Raw genomic sequence first — 20,658 nt, 5'->3', positions numbered from 1 at the left:
AGATATTATATTTAATTCAATGATTGAGATACACAATTTCGTTTTTAATCCTTTTTATGAAAACACATACGTTCTTTTTGATGAAACCAAAGAGGCGTTGATCATAGATCCGGGATGTTACGAGGATACCGAACGACAAGAGTTGGTGGATTTTGTAGCACAGCATGAGCTCAAAGTCACCAAACTAATCAATACACATTGTCACATAGACCATGTCTTGGGCAATGCTTTTGTGAAGAAAAAGTATGGCGTAGAGCTGTATATTCATGCCGAAGACGAAGCGACATTGAGGTCTGTTGAGGTCTATGCTCCTGCGTATGGTTTTACTGAGTATCAAAAAACGGAGGCTGAGCACAGAATGAAAGAGGGTGATGTGATAACTTTTGGCAACAGCGAAATGGAAGTCTTGTTTACTCCAGGTCATGCACCAGGACACGTGGTCTTGGTCAACAAGGCTCAAAATATTTGTATTGGTGGTGATGTGTTGTTTGATGGGAGTGTAGGGAGGACAGATCTGCCAGGCGGTGATTTTGATACTTTGATTCAGAGTATCCATGACAAATTGTTTAGTCTGTCAGATGATATGGAAGTATATCCAGGACATGGTCCTAGAACGACGATAGGTAAAGAGAAAATTTCAAATCCATTTTGTGCCTTGAAAAAATGACCATAAGAAATTTCATCCCCAACATGCTGACCTGCCTCAATTTAGTCTTTGGTTGTCTGGCTTTGATTACCATTTTTGAGGGGCAGTATGATCATGCGATCTACTATGTGTTTTTGTCGGGGATTGCAGATTTCTTTGATGGGTTTGCCGCGAGGATGCTCAAGGCTAGTTCCAACATCGGCAAAGACTTGGATTCGTTGGCTGACATGGTTTCGTTTGGCGTGGTGCCGGCATTCGTCATGTTCAAAATGATTGAGGCCAACAGTGTCATGGCGTATTTGCCCTATGTGGGATTGATTGTGGCAGTCTTTTCAGCTCTCAGATTGGCCAAGTTCAACAACGATGAGCGACAGACTGATAGTTTTCATGGTCTGCCTGTACCTGCCAATGCACTTTTTCTGTGTACGCTGCCCCTGCTTGCTGTAGAACCAATTTTCGCAGATATTTTATCCAATCAGTGGGTGTTGGGAGGAATCACCGTAGTGATGGCCAGTCTTTTGATCACAGATGTGAAATTGCTTGCACTCAAGTTTAAGCACTTTGGATGGGAAGACAATGAGGCCAGATACATCATTTTGGGTGCTTCGATAGTGGCGATTGCGACATTTCAGTTATTGGCACTGCCATTTGTGATAGTGTTTTACTTTATAGGGTCTATTTTTGTCAACCTTCTGGATGCACGCAGAGCTTGAGAGTCAATGATTTGGGTAGGCATCCCTTAACCTGGCAGAGCCATATAATTTTACACATTGATTAGATTCAATATATATCTTTTTCTTGGTTGTTGGTTGATGTCCATTCATTGCCTCTATGGACAGTCGAGCAACTCTGTCCTGAGCACAGGTACGTGGTACAAAATTGCGGTTTTGGAAGACGGCGTGTACCGTGTAGATGCCAGTTTGCTAGACAAGGCAGGAATAGATCGCAAGAAAGTGGATGTCAGCAAAATCGCCATTTATGGCAATGCTTTTAACGGGATGTTGCCACAGCCCAATGAGGCAGATAGACCAGATGATTTGATCGAAAACGCAATAATGGCGGTAGGCTTGGAGGATGGAGTTTTTGACAAAAGTGACTACCTGTTGTTTTATGGGAGATCTGCAGATCATCTCAGTTTTGAGTCAGCCAGTGGAGATTTTCTCTACGAAAAGAATCTTTACAGTGATACTGCTTTTTATTTTCTGACTGTCAAAGAAGAACCTGCGATCAGGATGTCTTCTCAACAAGTTGGAGAGATCACGGGTGTTGCCCAATCTACCTACACACGATTTTCTGCACATGAAATAGATAGGACTAATCTTATCAATTCTGGGAGGTACTGGTATGGGGAGTCATTTTTATCTTCAAGCAAAAGTCTGATATTGAATTTTGATGCGGGAGGCTTGGTAGATGGATCTGCCATCAAGGTATATGCATCTGCTGCAGTGTACAAGGCCACTGTCAATTCTTCCTTTGACTTTAGCATAAATGGGGACAGTGTGGGGAGTCTCAGCATGTTGCCTTACTCTGGTGACAAATATGACGAACAAGCGGTGATTGATGCGAGTGTTTTTCAAAGTACGTTGTCTGATGCTACTCGACTAGAATTAAAAATTGATTTTGTGATCGGGTCCAACAGTGGCACTGGATATTTGGATTATGCCCATGTCATGAGTGTTCATGACTTGAATCTGGCTCATCGTGCTTTGTCTTTTTACGGAACAACCGCAGAGGTGCTTCAAATCAAAGCAAGTGACAATACAGCCCAAGTCTGGGATGTGACGGATCCCACTCAAGTGATGGTACAACAGGTGCAGCTGTCCGGTGATGTATTGAAATTTCAATCCCAGCGAGATGCACAACATTTTTATGCCTTTGAGGAATCTCAAATCAAGAAACCGATTGCCAAAGCCAAAATAGCCAATCAGAATCTACATGGCATGGCTGCTGCTGAAGTCATCTACATTACCCATCGGTTGTTTCTACAAGAAGCACAGCGATTGGCCGATTTTCGGACAACTCATGATGGTCTCACAACTGCCGTAGTGACTGTGGATCAGATATACAACGAGTACGCCTCAGGTCGACAGGACATCACAGCGATCAGAGATTTCATCAAAATGCAATACGATACGTACGGAACCCTCCGCTACGTGACTTTGGTGGGTGATTGCTCATATGATTACAAAGACCGTACTTTTATCAAAACCAATTATGTCCCTGTATATGAGGCCAGAAATTCCATTGATCCCATTGAGAGTTATTCATCCGAAGATTATTATGGCTTCCTAGAGGATGACGAAGGGGAGTGGGTAGAGAGTGCTGGTGGCGATCACACCTTAGAGATTGGTGTGGGGAGGATTCCTGTCCGCAATGTCAGTGATCTCAGTGAGTATGTCAGCAAGGTGATTCGCTATGAGTCCAGTCAGTTGACTTATGGCAATTGGCGAAACAAAGTAGTCTTCATTGCTGATGATGGGGATGCAAATATCCACCAACGCGATGCTGATCGTCTCACTACATTTTTGGACACGACCAACTCCGAACTCAATGTCAGGAAAGTTTTCATCGATAGTTATCCGCAGATAGGTGTACCTGGCAGCATAGATCAGCGCTCACCACAGGCCAAGGCGGCCTTTGCAGAGGCCATTTCCAATGGATCCCTGATTGTGAACTACACAGGGCATGGCAATGAAGACAAACTCAGTGATGAAAGCATATTGGATGTGGATATGATCCAAGAGCTGTCCAACCGTCATTTGATGCCGTTTTTTGTCACTGCTACTTGCCAATTTGGCAACTATGACAACCCCTCCAAGGTATCAGGAGGAGAGCAGATTCTCGGACATGCCCAAGGGGGAGCGATTGCTATGTTGACGTCTACAAGAGCTGTAGTTTCTAATACCAACTACACCATGAATAGAGCTTTTTATGAATCTTTGGTGGTCAAGGAGGATGGTCGCTACCGTAGATTGGGGGACTTGATGAGAGATACCAAAAACAACAGTTTGGCTGGGCCGAGAAATCGAAATTATGCACTGCTAGGTGATGCCAGCATGCGTTTGGCATTTGCTGGAGCTGCTGTGGAATTGACTCATATCAATGGCCAGCCGCTGGATCAACTGGATAGTTTGGGTGCATTGGGGAGCTATCAGCTAGCAGGGCAGGTGATGTCTGGCGGGGTGTTGGATGCCAGTTTTGATGGGACAGTAGTTGTGACCATTTTTGACAAACCTACACAATTCAAGACATTGGGTGATCAATCTAGTGCGAGCATCTACGATGAGCGAGATGTCGTGCTCTTTCAGGGAGAAGCATCAGTAAGAGCTGGAGTGTTTAGCATTGAAACCATCATCCCAAAAAACATCAACTATTCTTTCGGAAAGGGAAAGATCAGTTTTTATGCGATGAATACAAATAAGACCTGGGATGCACATGGAGCATTTGACGAGGTTGTAATTGGTGGATCTGTCAAAGGGGTCAAAGATGACACAGATCCTCCATCCATGGAACTGTACATGGGAGATGTGAATTTTGTGAATGGTTCAAAGGTAGCTTCCAACACCGTTTTTATGGCCAAACTCACTGACGAAAGTGGTATCAATACTTCCAAATTGGGCTTTGGGAATGATCTAGTGATGTATCTAGATGATAGCACTGGGATCAAGATGAATAATTATTATACGGCGGCACTGGACACCTACCAAGAAGGTTGGGTCATTTATCCCATGTATAATTTGGCCAAAGGAGAGCATCGTCTAAAAATGGTTGCTTTTGATACCTACAATAATCCAGTGGAACGCAGCATCGAGTTTTATGTCTCAGACAAGAATGAGATCAAAATTTCTGATTTGATGAACTACCCCAACCCTTTTTTGGATCAAACAACCTTTAAATTTTCGCAGGATCGGTTGGGAGAAGAGTTGGATATATCAATCTCCATTACGAATTTACAGGGTCAGACAATATTGAAGACAGATTACTATTTGGATGATGCACCGCTTGTGGTGAGCGATATTACTTGGGATGGGCAAGATGCAAATGGGAATAAAGTAAAAAAAGGAATCTATATTTATCAAATATTTATTCAAAGCAGGGTAGATGGTGCCAAAGCACAGGCCTATCAAAAGCTCCTAGTTTTGGAATAACAAGTCGAGGTATGAATAACAAAGGGATCAAAGGCATCATATTTTTAGCGCTTTTGTGCATCAGCACTACACATTCTTGGGCACAATCTGGTGTGCTCAACGGTCAAGACCCTGACAGAAGGGTGATCGTCACCGCAGTACCTTTTGTAAGTTTTGCACCAGACTCTAGGGCTTCTGGGATGGGAGACGCAGGAGTGGCAACTTCTCCTGATGCCAACAGTGTCCATTGGAACAATGGTAAATTGGCATTCATTGATCAGAAATTTGGAGCGTCTATGTCCTATTCTCCTTGGCTGGCGACCATCACCAATGACATGGCATTGTATTATTTGTCAGGATTTTACAAAATTGATAGGGTTCAGACTGTTGGTGTATCGATGCGCTACTTCGATTTGGGTAGCATCCAGTTGACAGATGCCAGTGGCAATCTGCTCGGGGTAGACAACCCTAGAGAAGGAGCTGTAGATGCTACTTATTCTAGAAAGTTGAGTGAAAATTTGGGTATTGGTGTGACAGCCAGATACATCTGGTCCAATCTGATTGGAGCGACCAGTGGAGTCAGTCAAAAAGGAACAAGTGTAGCAGTGGATATTGGTACCTATTACCACAAAGACATAAGACTGGGAGCAACCAACGCTAATTGGGCTTTGGGGGCGCACATCTCCAATATTGGGCAAAAAGTCACTTACAGTACGGATGAATTCGAGGATTTTATTCCCATCAATTTGAGATTAGGTACTGCTTTGAAATTGGAATTGGATCCATTCAATACACTGACTTTTGCTTTGGATTTCAACAAACTGATGGTGCCTACCCCTCCTGTATATGAAGAAGATGAAAATGGACCTGTTTACGATCAGGATGGTAATAGAATCATAGAAAGAGGTAAAGATCCCAATAGAAATTTGATCAGCGGCATGTTTGGTTCATTCTCTGATGCACCAGATGGATTCTTCTGAAGAGATGGCTGAGATCATGATTTCTTTCGGTGCGGAGTACTGGTACAAAGAGCTATTTGCTGCACGTACGGGCTACTTCTACGAAGCAGAGTCCAAAGGAGGCAGACAGTATTTTACATTGGGTGTGGGTTTTAGGTATCAAAAATTTGGTATTGATTTCTCCTATTTGATCCCAACCGAGCAAAACAACCCATTAGCTGAGACTATCAGATTCTCCTTGTTATTCAATTTTGACAAGGAAGAAAACAAAGAAGATTTAAATTAATTGAATGCTTGATCGATCTATTGCCCCATTGGCTGGGGAAATAGCTTATTCTCCCTTACAAAAAGCAATCGAGGATAAGCTAGACAATCATATCCCACTATACATGATCAATGCCGGTGTGCAGCCTGTTTTCAAATTGGAACTGGTCTTGTCATCTGGTGCTTGGTACGAATCCAAACGGGCACTGTCGTGGTTTACTGCCAAGATGCTTTTGGAGGGTAGCAAAAGGAGATCAGGCAAGGAGATATCCGAAGCAATAGATTCACTGGGAGCATTTATTGAGGTTTCTCCTGGTTTTGACGATGTCTCTATTGAGATATATGGCGTCAACAAGACCTTTGACCAAGTGCTGGAGTTATTTAGGGAAATATTACTAGAACCTACTTTTCCAGCGGACTCATTGGCTACTCTTCAGTCTATCAGAAAAGATCAGCTCAAAGTCAATGATGGCAAGAATGACATGCTCGCCTCCAAAAAGATGCGAGAAGCACTGTATGGTGTAGCTCATCCCTATGGTTATGGTTTGAAGGCATCAGATATAGACTGTATTGATTTGGAAGATGTCGTTGGATATTATCACAATGATCTATTCAATCAAGCCAAATTGTATCTATCTGGCAAGATAGATGATCAGATGATCACTCAGGTCAAGCAGCAGTTTGTGACTCTACCCAATCAAACCAAGGATTCTTTGTCATTTGATACCATAGGGCAGTCTGAAATCTATGTTGAGAGGAAGGAAAGTTTGCAAAGCTCATTGAGAATGGCGTGGCACATTCCAGATAAAGGAGCAGAGGGGTATTTTGATTATTTACTCACCAACACCTTTTTAGGGGGATATTTTGGGTCAAGATTGATGAAAAATATTCGTGAGGAAAAAGGATATACTTATGGGATCAGCTCCTATCCACTACACCTGAATCACGGTTCTTTTGCGGTCATCTCTACGGATATCAAAGCAGAACACACCCTTGATACCCTCTCAGAGATCAAGAAGGAACTGGATTTGCTCAAATTCAAAGGGGTTGATGCTGATGAGATTGAGACGGTGAGTAACTACCTGGCAGGTTCGTTTTTGTCGTCGATCGATACTCCCTTCCAATTGATGAAGATGTTCAAAAAAATAAATGATCATGGTTTGACCTACGATTACTATGAGCAGTATTTTCGAGCACTTCAGCAGGTCAATTCTGAACAAATACAGCAGGGAATTGAAAAATACTTTGACATGGATGCTGTACACGTCTCTATTGTTGGGATTAAGAAATAGCTCTTTTCAGATTTCAGATTTTAGTTCCAAGAAGCAAGATTTGTACAGAGTGATGGGCATTGGGCCAACAGCATCTCAGTAGCTGTCAGCGCTTAGGACTTTGCAGGCATATTTACTCATTCCCAATTCCTTGATGTCTGCATATTTGAGAGGGATAGTATAGCGACCTTGGGTGCTGATGACACCAGTTTTTCCCCTTCTCTGTACGATGAGTTGACCATCTTCGGTTTCGGTGATTAGTTCGTACGAGATGTCCAATAGTTTTTCGCCGTGGCTGTCAAACAGACCGTATTTTCCTTCTTTCTTAGCGATGAAAAGTTGGTTGGAGGTCATCTTAATATGCTCATAGATGATCGGGATTTTGAGTTGTCCAGTAGTGGTATAGAGACCGTATGCTTGCTCACGTTTGACGATTGACATGCCATGTTCGAAGTGTGAAACACTGTCGAGGTTGGGTTGTATGACGAGTTGCTCTTTCTTGTTGATAAAACCCCAGTGACCATTGAGATTGACAGGAGCCAAGCCGTCTTGAAACCAACCCACACTGTCGTATCTGTTTGCAATGATCAATTGTTGGTCAAAATTTATAAAACCATATTTTCCATTTTTTTGAATCGCCAATAGCCCTTCAGAGATGGATATGATGTCTTCAAATCGTTTGGTAAAGGGAATCAAAGTAGCTCCGTCAGCTAATGTCACGCTGATACCTCTAGGGTTGCTGACGATGAGGAATTTGTCATTGATCAGGTCAGAGATGTATTCATATTCTGGATAGAAAATGATCCTACCATGATGGCTAATGAGACCCATCTTTCCTTCTTCGGTTATTTCTCTATAGCCCAATTCATGCTTGATCAATTGGTTGTAAGTTTGGAAGAGTGCTGCTCCATTGTAGTTGAGGATGTCCGTTCTTGTGCGGATTTTGACCTGGGCGGTGTTGTTGTCATTGATCCAAATGGAATCGTAGGAAGCCTCACCTACCACTTCTCCAAACTGGTTGATGAGGTGCTTGTAACCGAGGTAGCTGACAGAGGCGATTTTCCCGATGAAGTTGGAGACTTGATCATATTTGAATTCAACTGCAGTCGCTCCAATAAAATCAACATAGCCCCAGTAGCCATTTCTTTTGACTGGTATGAGATTGTTGCTTCCTGTTTGTATGGCTTCAAATTTTTTATCTGTCAGGAGTCGACCATAGGCATTGTAGATGCTCCATGCTCCACCTCTGTAGCCAAACAGATATTGTCTTTCCAATTTGATTTCATCAAAATGAGTGAACTCATATGGTGTCTTTGTGATGATTTGAGCTTCTGTGGGTGTAGAGATTATTAAGTGTTCTTTGAATAAGCTGATGTCTGTGGGAGTTGGGCCAGAGTAGACTTTTTCGTTTGTGAGATTGAAAATTTCCGCCCATCCGTTGAGGTATAGCACCAGATATTGACCTTCTATCCATGCCACAGAATCAGCACGATGTGTACTTTCTAGCTCATCTTTTTCATTTTTGATCTCAAACAGATCGAATGGTACGGTGCGGTTGTGAGGGGTGATGTCTTTGAATTTTGGCTCATAGAGATAGTTACCTTGGTCATCGATCAGGCCGGTTTTTCCTGAGCGATAGACTTTGGCATGATCATCTACCATGCGGCCAATGCTATCCAATTCTGCATTGATCAAGACCTTTCCGGTTTTATGAATGACCCCTTTTTGATTCTTGTTGTTGGTGAAGACAAAAAGAGAACCATGAAGGTGATGGATGTGCTTGTATTCTTTAGGAAGTAATTCTTGGTTGGTAGCACTATAGAGACCATAGTAGCGTTGGTGGTTTTTTTTCTCAGAGACGATCAATAGTCCTTGGTACACCTCGATGGATTGATTTTTGAAATCCAGAATGGTCTCACCTTTGGTGTTGATAGTACCATAGAAGAGCAAGTTGGAGAATGGCCCTTTGATGCTGGCCAGAATCACATTTTCTTGGATTACCTCTAGGCTGTAATATTTTGCTTCAGTGATTCTTTTTCCTTTGGTAGAGATGAGACCCCACGCCAGACCATCATAGTAGCCTACTACCTCAGCGAGAGGGAGATTTTGTCCTTGACTCCATCCTAGCTTTTGAAAGCGAGGGCTGATGACAACTTCTCCTGTGGTTGATTTTAATCCAGTTTTTCCGTTTTCCTGAAAATAGGCGTATTGGCTTTGCGCATAGACAAAGGTGGAGCTGATTGGAAGAAGACATATAAGCAGAGCCAAGGCTCTACTTCTTCGCTTGAATTCCTTCACACTTATTTTTTAATTGTTTCAGCTTGTTGCTCCAGATTGAAAAGGTCGTTTAGCACCTCGATCAACGAATCTGCTTCACCCCTTTTACAGGCAGCTTTCAATTGTAGGACAGGTAGTTTGATTATTTTTTGCATCATGCTCTTGGTCACCTTGTCAATCAATTCAGACTCTTCTTCACTGACCTTTTTGAGGTGGCGAGCTATTTCATTTTTTCGAATGTCTTCAAGGGCATTTTTGAGTTTGTTGATCACCGGAGAGACCTCCATCTCTTGCGACCAAGAGCCAAATTCGTCAATTGCTTCTGTGATGATCGTTTTGACCTGCGGGATGGCCGCCAGCCTTCTTTCCAAAGCTTGGGAAGCTTTGGCTTGTATGTTGTCTATGTTGTACAACAACAATCCGTTGACTTGCTCGATGTCTTGCTCGATACTACGTGGCACTGACAAGTCAAACAAATATTTGTGACTCAGTACTTTGTTGTTTTCAAAGATTGATTTGGTGATGATCGGCTCAGTGACATGAATGGATGAAATGATTACGTCTGCATTTTTTACTGCTTGTGCGTAATCTGAAAAATCAATCACTTGATAGCCAAACTCTTCCGAAAGAGCCTGTGCCTTCTCTATGCTACGGTTACAAACAAAGACTTCTTTGTTCTGTATTCTTTCTAGATTTTTAGCGACATCTTCACCAATTTCTCCTAGACCCAAAACCAATATTTTTGGGGTGTCGATGGCAGCTGTCAATTCATCAATGAGCTCTACTGTAGCATAAGACACCGATGCAGCCCCATCTCTGAATGCTGTTTCTTGAACTACACGCTTGTTGGTAAAGAAAATAGTATGTAGCAGTCTGTGGACGAAGGGTCCTGCCATGTTTTCATCAGCAGACCACTGGTAGGCATTTTTTACTTGATTGATGATTTGCAAATCACCTACTACTTGAGCCTCTAGCCCTAGTGCGACATCAAACAAATGTTGAATAGCCTCTTCATGCAGAGGATAGTTGATGAAATACGAAGAGAAATCTTGTGTGTCGTTGACCCCCTTGGCAATGCAGATTAGCTTGACAATGTTTTCGAATTGATCATTGGGAGAAGAGTAATACACTTCAGTACGGTTGCACGTAGATACGACCAATGCCTCAGAAATTTCCGCATAGTCACCCAACAGCCTCAAAAATGCTTTGATCGCCTCTTGATCCATCGAAAATAATTCTCGGATTTCGAGGGGTGTTTTCTTATATGATAATCCTACTGCTTTAAATTGATTGTGCATAACTCACTTGCCAACACGCAAAATTAAGGCAAAAACGTAATTATCTTAAGTCTTGACTGAGCCATACTGCTATTTATATTGATTTTAAATAATGAGTGTGTGCTAAATCGTTTATTTCAATGAAAAAGTGAAAAATAAGTAGCGCGTTATGATGAAAGTCATGTTTTTGACCATAGTTTTGCATCGCAAATAAAAACAGTTATTTGCCCATGCATTTCGATAGTTCTAAGCTAGTTTTTGAAGCCCTCACCTACGATGACGTGCTTCTTCTCCCAGGATATTCAGAAGTCTTGCCACGTGATACAGACACAAGCACATTTCTTACTAAGAATATCAAATTAAACATTCCTCTGGTTTCTGCTGCAATGGACACCGTCACTGACGCGACACTGGCTATATCCATGGCGCTAGAAGGTGGTATCGGCATCATTCACAAGAACATGACCATCGAGCAACAAGCTGCACAAGTGCGCAAGGTCAAAAGATCTCAGAGCGGAATGATTCTAGACCCAGTTACGCTACCGGAGGATGCAACTGTCGGAGATGCACTGAATTGCATGAAAGAATATAAAATTGGTGGCATTCCCGTCATCAATGAAGACAGAAAGTTGATCGGAATTGTGACCAACCGTGATTTGAGATTTCAGAAGAATGTCAAATTGGCTGTCAAAGAGATCATGACCAAAGACAAGGTCATCACTGCCAAAGATGGGATTGGTTTGCATGGTGCAGAAGCCATTCTTCAAGAATATAAAATTGAGAAACTACCAATCGTCAATGATGCTGGAATCTTGACAGGTTTGATCACCTACAAGGACATCCTGAAAAACAAGGATAAGCCTAATGCTTGCAAGGATGAATACGGCAGATTGAGAGTAGGCGCAGCAGTAGGAGTGACTCCCGATATCGAACTGCGAGTACAGAAACTCCTAGATGCAGGGGTGGATGTGGTATCTATCGACACGGCACATGGACATTCCAAAGGGGTAATTGACACGTGTAAAAGAATTAAAGAAAAATTTCCAAAGCTGGATGTCATCGTAGGCAATATCGCAACTGCAGAAGCAGCGGTAGCATTGGCGGATGCAGGCGCGGATGCAATCAAAGTAGGTGTAGGACCAGGTAGTATTTGTACTACTAGAATTATTGCAGGTGTGGGTATGCCACAGCTATCAGCAGTGTACGAAGCAGCCAAAGCCATTGAAGGTAGAGGAGTTCCCGTAATAGCAGATGGCGGGATCAGGTTCTCTGGTGATTTTGTCAAGGCAATCGCTGCAGGAGCCAATTGTATCATGATTGGCTCATTGTTGGGCGGGACAGAGGAGGCTCCTGGAGAAGTGATCATCTATGAAGGTAGAAAATTTAAAACCTACAGAGGAATGGGGTCTGTCGAGGCAATGGAAGATGGATCCAAAGATAGGTACTTCCAGGATGCTGAGGATGATGTGAAAAAATTGGTTCCTGAAGGAATCGTCGGTAGAGTACCGTACAAAGGCATGGTGTCCGAAGTGCTCTATCAATTGACTGGCGGATTAAAAGCTGGGATGGGTTATGTAGGTGCCAGAGACATCGAAGGTTTGAAAAAGGCAAAATTTGTGAAGATCACAGGTGCTGGAATGGCAGAGTCTCACCCTCACGATATTCACATCACAAGAGAAGCCCCTAACTATACCAGATAGTTTTTGGATAAGATGAAATGAAAAATATCTTGTCAGATCCTATCTGACAAGATATTTTTTTGCTCAAAGGTTTTAAAATTTGTTAAAAAACGAGTCTGCTAAGGCTCTGAGGCTGAGGCAAGACCTCAATTTCACTTTTCTTATTAACTTGCTGCGAATAGATAATTGGCATATATGCTGTCTCAAAAAGGCATAACTAGAATCAGCGTTATTTTTGGATCCATCTTTTGGTCACTATTGACAATAGTTGACCTGATGGCGCTATTCAGTGCAGAGAACAACATAGAGTTTGGGCTACCAGGCTTTGTAGCCAACATGCTCCTGACTTTTTTTGTCATTTCTGTTCTCACATTTTATCGATACAACATTGGCAAGGCCGAAAGTGTCAATTTCGTAGAGATGCTTTGGCGCGTATTTGTATTTGGACTGATTGCTACACTTGTCACACTGGCGATAGAGTTTTTCTTCACCATATTTGGTGAGCACAAGTTTGTACAAAATGCACTGATCGTCAATTTCTTTTATCACATCATCCTGGGGCTGATTATTGGGTTCTTGATTTCCACATTTGTAGTGTGGAAGCGGCTGATTCTGTATCAAAAGTCAAAATCACTGATTGCTGCATGGCATGTTTTCGAATATGCACTGATGGCTACTTTGGTGTATGATTTGTTTTCTCATGATTATAGAGACACTTCATTTTTGGTTGTTTATTCGATTTTGGCATTGATGGGATTGCTTCTATCCTTTAATCTCAAGTGGATAGCCTATCTCAATTTCAAACAGAAATGGCGTAGCATTCTTTTTATCCTACTGGTAGTCATTTACATCTGGTACTTCTTCAAGACCTTGATGTCTTACTCGGAGCAGGCAGGTTTGGTGAGAGATTTACTAGACAGTGTCTATGTCTTGTCTGTCATTACCTTCATTGTTATTTATGCTCTGATTTCCTTCTTAGTCATTTTGTTCAACCTGCCTACTACTTCTGTATTTGAGCGGAAAATAAAAGAGGCCGTCAATTTTCAGCGATTGAGTCAGTCAATACCTGCTGGCGAGAGTGAGGAGAGAGTGTACGAAATCTTACTTGATAGTTCTGTGAGTGCTGTGTTTTCAGATGCAGCTTGGCTTGAGATTCATGATGAGGAGGAGGCTGTCCAGCTCACCTTGACGTACAATCTCGAAAAGGGAGATATTCATGAGATAGACAAGGCGTTGAAAAGCAGTCGTGTCAAGAAAATACTGAATGCGGACTTTGAGAAAAAATCGGATCACCCCAAACTCTCAGCCAACCTCAAAAACGTAGCTTTTAGATCTGTATTGCATTTTCCTGTAATGGTCAAAAACAGGAAAATAGGAAGTCTGGCCTTGCTCAAACAAGTAGATGATGGCTTCAATTCAGAAATGGTGGATATTATTGACACTTTTGTCAATCAGGCGAGCATTTCTATCGAGAATTTCCGTTTGCTCAATGAAGCCATCGTCACAGAACGATACAAGGAAGAGCTAGAGATTGCCAATCGGGTGCAGAGCAAATTGCTCCCTGATACCTTGGAATCCAATGATGCCTATGCGATTCATGCATTTACCGTAGCAGCGGATGAGGTAGGAGGTGATTACTATGATTATTACCGACTGGATGACCATCGGACTGCGTTGATTATAGGTGACGTGTCAGGCAAGGGTACTTCTGCGGCATTTAACATGGCGCAGATGAAGGGGATTTTTCAGAGTTTGGTGCAATTGGATTTGGATCCAAAGGATTTTTTAATCCATGCCAACAATGCACTGAGTCGCTGTCTGGAGACAACTTCTTTCATCACAGTCTCGTATTTTGTGATTGACAGCCAGAGAAAGAAAATAGACTTTGCCAGAGCGGGACATTGTCCATCACTTTTCTACAACGCAGAGATCAAAACAGCCGATTATTTCAAAAACAAAGGACTAGGCCTGGGTATATTAAGAAACTCTAATTTTCATAAATACGTACAAGTCAATGAATTCGGATACCAAGCAGACGATGTTTTGGTGATGTACACCGATGGAGTGACTGAAGCTTGCAATGCCAATAAAGAACAATTTGGAACAGATCGATTGCTAAGTGCACTGACGAAATACGCCGACCAACCGCCCGAAGCTATCCAGCAGGGCATAATAGACGAACTTTATGGATTTTGTGGAAAGAGATCGCTGGATGATGATTATACACTGGTAATTCTGAAATTTTATTAATTGAAATGGTAAATATAGAGAAGAGAATAGATGAGAATAATGCCCACTATGAGCTTGTAGTGACAGGGGAAATTGACGCATCCTCTTCTATTCATTTGGACGAAGCGCTGAGAGAAGCGATGGAAAATAGCAAAAACATCCTCGTGGATTTGAGTGGTTTGGATTACATATCATCGGCAGGATTAGGGGTGTTTATGTCTAACATTCAGAAAATAGAACAAGATAACATCAGCTTTGTGCTGTTTGGGATGAAAGACAAGGTGTTCGAAGTATTCGAAATCTTGGGCTTGGATCAATTGCTTGTGATCAAAAAGGAAAAAGAAGAAGCTTTAGAAGCACTCAAATAATGCATCAGTTTAAAACATCATGTGCCAGAGAAAAACTCAAGGAAATCCGTGAGTTTGTTGCAGAAGTCCTTGGCAACATGGGGCTCGCTGAGAACGATGCCCACAAAATCATCTTGGCCGTGGACGAAGTCTGTGCCAATTTGATCATTCACTCCAATCAATGTCAAGCATCTGAACGTCTGGAGCTGTTTGTCGAGGATAATGGAGACCGAAAAGTGATCTTTGAGATCATCGATTATGGCCAAGGATTCGAATACTGCAACTATGAAGAACCCGACTTGGAAGAAATCATCCGAAAAAGGAAAAAGGGTGGTTTGGGCATCATGTTGGTCAGAAATATAATGGACGAAGTGGAGTTCAAAATAGAAAAGAATCGTAACATTTGCCGCATGATGAAGAAATTCTAAATTCAACGATGAGATTATCTACCTTAATTACCCTATTACTTTTTGCTTTCAATTTTCAGTCCCATGCACAGTCCAAAAATGACTTGCAGGAAAAGACACTCTTTCGTCTTGGGGATCAGCCTTATGATCTTGGTACTTTTGAGTACTATTTTTTAAAGAACTCAGAGAGACCCAGTGCTGATAGTGCAAAAATCAAGATCGAAGCGTATTTGGATCTTTATGTCAATTTTAGACTAAAGGTACAAGAAGCCGTCAGTCGTGGCATGGATAAGGACAAGGATTTTATTGATGAGTTAGAAGGATACAAAAAACAATTGGCAGAACCTTATCTGACTACTACCCAATTCAATCAGAAGCTCCTCTCTGAAGCCTACGAACGCATGAAATTTGAGGTGTCGGCAGCTCATATCCTGCTGAAAGTAGAAGAAAATGCACTGCCTGAGGATACCTTGAGGATATACAATGAAGTATTGAAAATCAAAGAAGAGATCACCAAAGGGGCGGATTTTACCGAACAGGCCAAAAAATATTCGCAAGATCCAAGTGTCAAAATGAATGGCGGATATTTGGGATACTTTTCGGCGTTGCAAATGGTGTATCCATTTGAGAATGCTGCTTACCAAAACGCAGTAGGAACAGTCGCAGGGCCAATCAAAACTCGATTTGGGTATCATTTGCTCAAGGTAATCGATAAAAGGCCTGCCAGAGGACAAGTCAAGGTAGCACATATCATGATCAAGACCACGACTGATACTGTGACAAATGACAAAGCAAAAAAGAAGATCGACTCGATATATGAGAACCTACGTGAAGGGAAAGACTGGGCAGAACAGTGCAAACTATACTCAGAAGATCAGAGCTCTGCCAAAGCTGGTGGTGAGTTGCGTTGGTTTGGAACGGGGGCTTTGGTGCCGCCATTCGAAGACGCTGCATTTGCCTTAAAAAATCCAGGAGACATCAGTGTACCAGTTCAAACCCGATTCGGGTGGCACATTATCAAGTTGATTGACAAGAAGCCGTTAGAACCATTTGATGAGATCAAAGTAGACTTGGAAAAGCGTGTGACCAGAGACAGTAGATCTCAGGATAGTCAATCAGAGGTACTGGCTACTCTGAAAAAAGAACAAGGCTTCAAACTGGACAAAAAAGTTCAATCGAATGCACTCCAAGGAATTGATTCTACGCTCAAAGTTGCAAATTGGAACTATGACACTACTAGTTCTGTCTTGAGCAATGTACTTTTTAGCCTTGAGACAAGTGTATATACTGTAGCTGATTTTTATAAATATGTCAAGAGTGCACAGCGTGTCAGAAAGACTGCGGATTTGGAGGAGTATAAGAAGCAATTGTACGATCGGTTTGAGTCCGAGAGCATATTTGATGCAGAGATGGCTTTCATCGAGCAAAACAATCAAGATTATAAGAGAATATTGGATGAATACCGCAGTGGAATCTTGCTCTTTAACCTGATGGAAGACGAAGTTTGGGAAAAGGCATTGATTGATACAGTGGGGTTGCAAGCCTATTTTGATCAGAATGCTGGCAAATACATCTCTGAGGAAATGTTGAAGGTGAGGAAACTGACCTCTGCCAGTCAAGAAGTGATAAAGCAGGCGAGCCAGCAGCTTGGTCTGTCAAATTCACAGTTGGATAGTGTATTCAATGACCAAGAAGCCTTAGCTTTGCAAATTGATGATTTGGAAATCAAGAAGGGAGAAGAACCTTTTCTGGATGGGCATTGGGAGACTGGAACTTACTTACAGGAGAGTGATGGATACTATACCCTCTGGATAGTAGAGCAAGTTATTCCTGCTGCGAAGTTACCTCTGGACAAAGTCAAGGGCTTGGTTATTTCGGATTATCAAAATGAATTGGAGACACGTTGGCTCGCAGAATTGAGAGCCAAGTATCCTTACAAGTTGAACAAACCAGTATTCAAAAGTTTTGTCAAAACATTCTAATTATATCTATTTTCTGTTTGGCATGCTCATCTTAGGAGGGAGCTGCAAGCAACTGTACTCTCCCTTGGAGGCAGAAGAAGAGGTGACTAGAAAACCCGTAGCTAGAGTCAATGACATCTACCTATATGCAGATGATATAGAAGGCTTGACTTTGAATAGCATGACCAGTCAAGACAGTTTGCAGATTGTTCAGAAATACATTGATTCGTGGGTAAGAAAGCAGCTGACGATATCACGAGCATCCAAAGAAATTGATTTTGATGAGGCCAATATCGAGCGAAAAGTATTGGACTACCGCTATGCGCTCATGGTGCATGAGTTTGAAAAATACTATGTCAATCAACGACTCGACAAGAAGATTTCAGAAGCAGAGATTCGAGAGTATTATGATGATAAATTTGAAAATTTTGTCTTGAGACAAAATATTATCAGATGCTTGTACGCAGTAGTGCCAGCAGAGGCGCCCCAGATAGATAATTTCCGCAAACTGGTACGTGGCTATCCCAAAACGGATCTTGAGGAGATTCAATCCTATTGTTATCGTTTTGCAGCACAGTCATCGTTAGAGACAGATCTTTGGATCAATTTTGATGAAGTGATTGCAGGCACACCCTTTGCCAATGTACAGGACAAGGTCACGTTTTTGAAGAACAATAGCTATGTAGAAAGCTCCGACGAAACCAATTATTACTTCATTAGACTCTTGGATTACAAAATTTCCAATCAAATATCTCCATTGGAATACATCCATGATGACATAGAAAGCATTCTAATCAATAAGAAGAAGGTTGACTTGAGGAAACAGCTCGAAGAGGATCTATTAGAGAACGCAAAAGAAAACAATGAATTTGAAATATATTAAGTCTGTCTTGGCTGCAGTGACGATGTTGATTTGTACGCAGGCAATGGCTCAGCAGGATAAGGGTGTGGTAATTGACAAGATTGTTGCCAAGGTGGATGACTACATCATTTTGAAGTCTGAATTGGAAAAGGCCTATTTGGAATTTTTGTCAAGAGGAGAGATTGCTACAGGAGATGTCAAATGTCAGATTTTGGAGAGTTTGGTGATCAACAAACTGATGGTAGCCAAAGCAGAGATAGATTCTGTCGAAGTGATGGACATACAGGTAGAACAAAACCTGGACCAAAGGATGTCATACTTTATCCAACAGATCGGCTCAGAAGAGAAGCTGGAAGAAATCTATAACAAAACGGTGGCGGAGTTTCGCGAAGAGCTCTTTGACCAGATCAAGGAGCAAATGATCGTACAAAAGATGCAAGGAGTGATCAGCTCTGATGTGAGTATTACGCCAGCTGAAGTAAAGAAGTTTTTTGGCAAAATACCTCAAGATAGTTTGCCGTACTTTTCTACGGAGGTGACCATTGGTCATATAGTAAAAATCCCAGAACCCAACGACAACAGGAAAGATGAGGTTCGCTTACAATTGTTGGATATCAAGGAGAGAATTCAAAACGGGATTGACTTTGGAGTATTGGCGCAAAAGTATTCGATGGATCCAGGCTCTGCTAGACAAGGTGGAGAGTTGGGCTTTTTCAACAGAGGGGAGCTTGCCCCTGAGTTTGAAGCCGCTGCATTGAGTATGAAACCAGGCGAAATTTCTAATCCAGTCGAGACTCAATTTGGTTTTCATTTGATTCAACTCATAGAGAGAAGAGGTAACACCTACAATTCGCGTCACATTTTGATCATCCCAAAACCTAGTCCATCAGATATACAAGAAACCAAAGATTTTTTGGATAGTCTGAGGACGTCTATCATCAGAGACAGTGTTAGATTTGATCTATTGGCCAAGGAACACTCTGATGACAAGCAAACCAGCGGAAACGGAGGCTACTTCAGTGATGCAACAGGTGCGATGAGAATTTCGGTAGAAGAATTGGATCCTACTTTGTTTTTCACGATCGATACGATGAAGGTAGGAGAGATTACACGACCATTTGAATACAAAATGGATGATGGCAAAGGTGCCGTCAGGATTGTATATTACAAAGCAAAAGTACCTCCTCACCAAGCCAATTTGCTAGAAGATTATCAGAAAATCAGATCGGCCGCCTTGGCGAATAAGCGAAACGGCATCATGTCGGACTGGTTCGATGGAGCCAAAGGAGAAGTATATATCAACATTGAAGAGGAATATGACCATTGTCGGATCCTTGTAGATTGACCAAATACATGAGCGAATTCAAAGATGAAGTAGAAGCAGCAGACGCCTTGTTCAAGGCCTTTACTGATTTAAAAAAAGAAATTTCAAAAGTCATCATAGGCCAAGATGAAGTCGTGAGACTGCTTTTGACCTCAATGTTTTGTCAGGGGCACTCACTTTTGGTTGGTGTACCTGGGCTGGCAAAGACCCTCCTGATCAAAACAATTTCTTCGGCTCTTCATCTAGATTTCAACAGAATCCAGTTTACACCCGATTTGATGCCCTCAGATATTTTGGGAGCAGAGACTTTGGACAAGGATAGAAATTTCAAGTTCATCAAGGGGCCTATTTTTTCCAACATCGTGTTGGCTGATGAGATCAATAGAACACCACCAAAGACACAAGCGGCACTCCTCGAATCCATGCAAGAGTACGCAGTGACTGTAGGTGGAAAGAAGTGGGAACTGGAAAAGCCATTTTTTGTATTGGCTACTCAAAATCCAATCGAGCAAGAAGGTACATATCCTTTGCCAGAGGCACAGCTGGACAGATTTATGTTCATGATTAGTTTGGATTACCCAGATTATCAATCAGAACTCAACATCGTAAAACAGGATGCGATACAGGATGAGAAGGTCAAGCCCGTGTTGGATGCCAAGGAAATCATGGCATTTCAGGCGTTGGTTAACAAGGTGCCTGTGGCGGACAATGTCATCGAATATGCTGTCAATCTGGTACACAAGACCAGACCTACATCGGAGCGTGCGGCAGCTGTGACCCAGTCGTACCTAGAGTGGGGCGCAGGACCTAGGGCATCACAGTTCCTGATCAAAGGCGCAAGATGCAACGCCCTGTTGAATGGAAAATACTCTCCAGATATAGAAGATGTCAAAGCAGTCGCTGAGCCAATTTTGAAACACAGGTTGGTGAGAAACTTCAAGGCAGAGGCCGAAGGGATGAGCATGAGTAAGATCATCGCTGAGTTATTATAAAGTCAATAGATATGATTTTTGTCATGACGGGCAAAT

General features: G+C 42.2%; 16 protein-coding genes. 14 read left to right on the top strand and 2 right to left on the bottom strand.

Annotated features, from left to right (window positions below):
* Positions 1-19: 19 nt before the first annotated feature.
* The 6 genes from N6H18_RS04725 (at position 20) to N6H18_RS04705 (ending at position 7,288) form a co-directional block, all read left to right on the top strand.
* Complete coding sequence (locus N6H18_RS04725; RefSeq protein WP_262310681.1) at positions 20-667, top strand: MBL fold metallo-hydrolase; 648 nt, start codon at positions 20-22, stop codon at positions 665-667.
* Positions 664-1,359 (top strand): CDP-diacylglycerol--serine O-phosphatidyltransferase, encoded by a 696-nt coding sequence (pssA, locus tag N6H18_RS04720; protein WP_262310680.1) that lies wholly within the window; start codon positions 664-666, stop codon positions 1,357-1,359. Before N6H18_RS04725 ends, pssA begins: the two co-directional genes overlap by 4 nt.
* A gap of 99 nt (positions 1,360-1,458) precedes the next feature.
* Positions 1,459-4,794, top strand: coding sequence for a type IX secretion system sortase PorU (gene porU, locus N6H18_RS04715; RefSeq protein ID WP_262310679.1), 3,336 nt, complete (start codon positions 1,459-1,461; stop codon positions 4,792-4,794).
* An 11-nt stretch (positions 4,795-4,805) separates the two neighbouring features.
* Positions 4,806-5,753, top strand: a complete 948-nt coding sequence (gene porV, locus N6H18_RS04710) for a type IX secretion system outer membrane channel protein PorV (RefSeq protein WP_316044836.1) — start codon at positions 4,806-4,808, stop codon at positions 5,751-5,753.
* Positions 5,740-6,018, top strand: coding sequence for a PorV/PorQ family protein (locus N6H18_RS18635; protein WP_316044835.1), 279 nt, complete (start codon positions 5,740-5,742; stop codon positions 6,016-6,018). The genes porV and N6H18_RS18635 overlap by 14 nt, the downstream gene beginning before the upstream one ends.
* 4 nt (positions 6,019-6,022) lie before the next feature.
* Positions 6,023-7,288, top strand: coding sequence for a M16 family metallopeptidase (locus N6H18_RS04705; protein ID WP_262310678.1), 1,266 nt, complete (start codon positions 6,023-6,025; stop codon positions 7,286-7,288).
* A 75-nt stretch (positions 7,289-7,363) separates the two neighbouring features.
* On the opposite strand, the gene N6H18_RS04700 is transcribed toward N6H18_RS04705, so the two are convergent.
* Both N6H18_RS04700 and hemA read right to left on the bottom strand, forming a co-directional pair.
* Positions 7,364-9,565, bottom strand: coding sequence for a WG repeat-containing protein (locus N6H18_RS04700; protein ID WP_262310677.1), 2,202 nt, complete (start codon positions 9,563-9,565; stop codon positions 7,364-7,366).
* 2 nt (positions 9,566-9,567) lie between these two features.
* Positions 9,568-10,842 (bottom strand): glutamyl-tRNA reductase, encoded by a 1,275-nt coding sequence (gene hemA, locus N6H18_RS04695; RefSeq protein WP_262310676.1) that lies wholly within the window; start codon positions 10,840-10,842, stop codon positions 9,568-9,570.
* Positions 10,843-11,051: 209 nt separating this feature from the next.
* On the opposite strand from hemA, the gene guaB reads away from it, so the two are divergent.
* The 8 genes from guaB to N6H18_RS04655 all read left to right on the top strand — a co-directional run bounded on the left by guaB (position 11,052) and on the right by N6H18_RS04655 (position 20,622).
* A complete protein-coding gene (guaB, locus tag N6H18_RS04690; RefSeq protein WP_262310675.1) occupies positions 11,052-12,521 on the top strand; it encodes an IMP dehydrogenase in 1,470 nt (489 codons plus the stop codon).
* Between the two features lie 255 nt (positions 12,522-12,776).
* Positions 12,777-14,750 carry a GAF domain-containing SpoIIE family protein phosphatase gene (locus N6H18_RS04685; RefSeq protein WP_262310674.1) on the top strand — a complete coding sequence of 658 codons (1,974 nt, stop codon included), beginning with the start codon at positions 12,777-12,779 and terminating at the stop codon, positions 14,748-14,750.
* A 5-nt stretch (positions 14,751-14,755) separates the two neighbouring features.
* Positions 14,756-15,097 (top strand): STAS domain-containing protein, encoded by a 342-nt coding sequence (locus N6H18_RS04680; protein ID WP_262310673.1) that lies wholly within the window; start codon positions 14,756-14,758, stop codon positions 15,095-15,097.
* Entirely contained in the window at positions 15,097-15,504 is a 408-nt protein-coding gene (locus N6H18_RS04675; protein WP_262310672.1) for an ATP-binding protein, read from the top strand. The genes N6H18_RS04680 and N6H18_RS04675 overlap by 1 nt, the downstream gene beginning before the upstream one ends.
* Before the next feature lie 8 nt (positions 15,505-15,512).
* Positions 15,513-17,465: a peptidylprolyl isomerase gene (locus N6H18_RS04670; protein ID WP_262310671.1), complete on the top strand. Its 1,953-nt coding sequence runs from the start codon at positions 15,513-15,515 to the stop codon at positions 17,463-17,465.
* Positions 17,466-17,487: 22 nt separating this feature from the next.
* Positions 17,488-18,327 carry a peptidyl-prolyl cis-trans isomerase gene (locus N6H18_RS04665; RefSeq protein ID WP_262310670.1) on the top strand — a complete coding sequence of 280 codons (840 nt, stop codon included), beginning with the start codon at positions 17,488-17,490 and terminating at the stop codon, positions 18,325-18,327.
* On the top strand, positions 18,308-19,651 hold the full coding sequence (locus N6H18_RS04660; protein WP_262310669.1) for a peptidylprolyl isomerase: 1,344 nt from the start codon (positions 18,308-18,310) through the stop codon (positions 19,649-19,651). The genes N6H18_RS04665 and N6H18_RS04660 overlap by 20 nt, the downstream gene beginning before the upstream one ends.
* 8 nt (positions 19,652-19,659) lie before the next feature.
* The gene (locus tag N6H18_RS04655; RefSeq protein ID WP_262310668.1) at positions 19,660-20,622 is read left to right on the top strand and encodes an AAA family ATPase; all 963 of its coding nucleotides are present in this window, start codon (positions 19,660-19,662) and stop codon (positions 20,620-20,622) included.
* The last annotated feature ends 36 nt before the right edge of the window (positions 20,623-20,658 follow it).

This window comes from Reichenbachiella agarivorans (assembly GCF_025502585.1).
In the GTDB taxonomy this organism is placed as follows: Bacteria; Bacteroidota; Bacteroidia; order Cytophagales; family Cyclobacteriaceae; genus Reichenbachiella; species Reichenbachiella agarivorans.
This window is presented reverse-complemented; position numbering and strand designations above follow the sequence as displayed.

Bases quoted from the DNA above. Each gene is read 5' to 3' on its own strand.
- hemA (WP_262310676.1), bottom strand. From the start codon at position 10,842: ATGCACAATCAATTTAAAGCAGTAGGATTATCATATAAGAAAACACCC.
- N6H18_RS04670 (WP_262310671.1), top strand. From the start codon at position 15,513: ATGAGATTATCTACCTTAATTACCCTATTACTTTTTGCTTTCAATTTT.
- N6H18_RS04675 (WP_262310672.1), top strand. From the start codon at position 15,097: ATGCATCAGTTTAAAACATCATGTGCCAGAGAAAAACTCAAGGAAATC.
- N6H18_RS04705 (WP_262310678.1), top strand. From the start codon at position 6,023: ATGCTTGATCGATCTATTGCCCCATTGGCTGGGGAAATAGCTTATTCT.
- N6H18_RS04660 (WP_262310669.1), top strand. From the start codon at position 18,308: ATGAATTTGAAATATATTAAGTCTGTCTTGGCTGCAGTGACGATGTTG.
- N6H18_RS18635 (WP_316044835.1), top strand. From the start codon at position 5,740: ATGGATTCTTCTGAAGAGATGGCTGAGATCATGATTTCTTTCGGTGCG.
- porV (WP_316044836.1), top strand. From the start codon at position 4,806: ATGAATAACAAAGGGATCAAAGGCATCATATTTTTAGCGCTTTTGTGC.
- guaB (WP_262310675.1), top strand. From the start codon at position 11,052: ATGCATTTCGATAGTTCTAAGCTAGTTTTTGAAGCCCTCACCTACGAT.
- N6H18_RS04665 (WP_262310670.1), top strand. From the start codon at position 17,488: ATGCTCATCTTAGGAGGGAGCTGCAAGCAACTGTACTCTCCCTTGGAG.
- pssA (WP_262310680.1), top strand. From the start codon at position 664: ATGACCATAAGAAATTTCATCCCCAACATGCTGACCTGCCTCAATTTA.
- N6H18_RS04655 (WP_262310668.1), top strand. From the start codon at position 19,660: ATGAGCGAATTCAAAGATGAAGTAGAAGCAGCAGACGCCTTGTTCAAG.
- N6H18_RS04685 (WP_262310674.1), top strand. From the start codon at position 12,777: ATGGCGCTATTCAGTGCAGAGAACAACATAGAGTTTGGGCTACCAGGC.
- N6H18_RS04725 (WP_262310681.1), top strand. From the start codon at position 20: ATGATTGAGATACACAATTTCGTTTTTAATCCTTTTTATGAAAACACA.
- porU (WP_262310679.1), top strand. From the start codon at position 1,459: ATGTCCATTCATTGCCTCTATGGACAGTCGAGCAACTCTGTCCTGAGC.
- N6H18_RS04680 (WP_262310673.1), top strand. From the start codon at position 14,756: ATGGTAAATATAGAGAAGAGAATAGATGAGAATAATGCCCACTATGAG.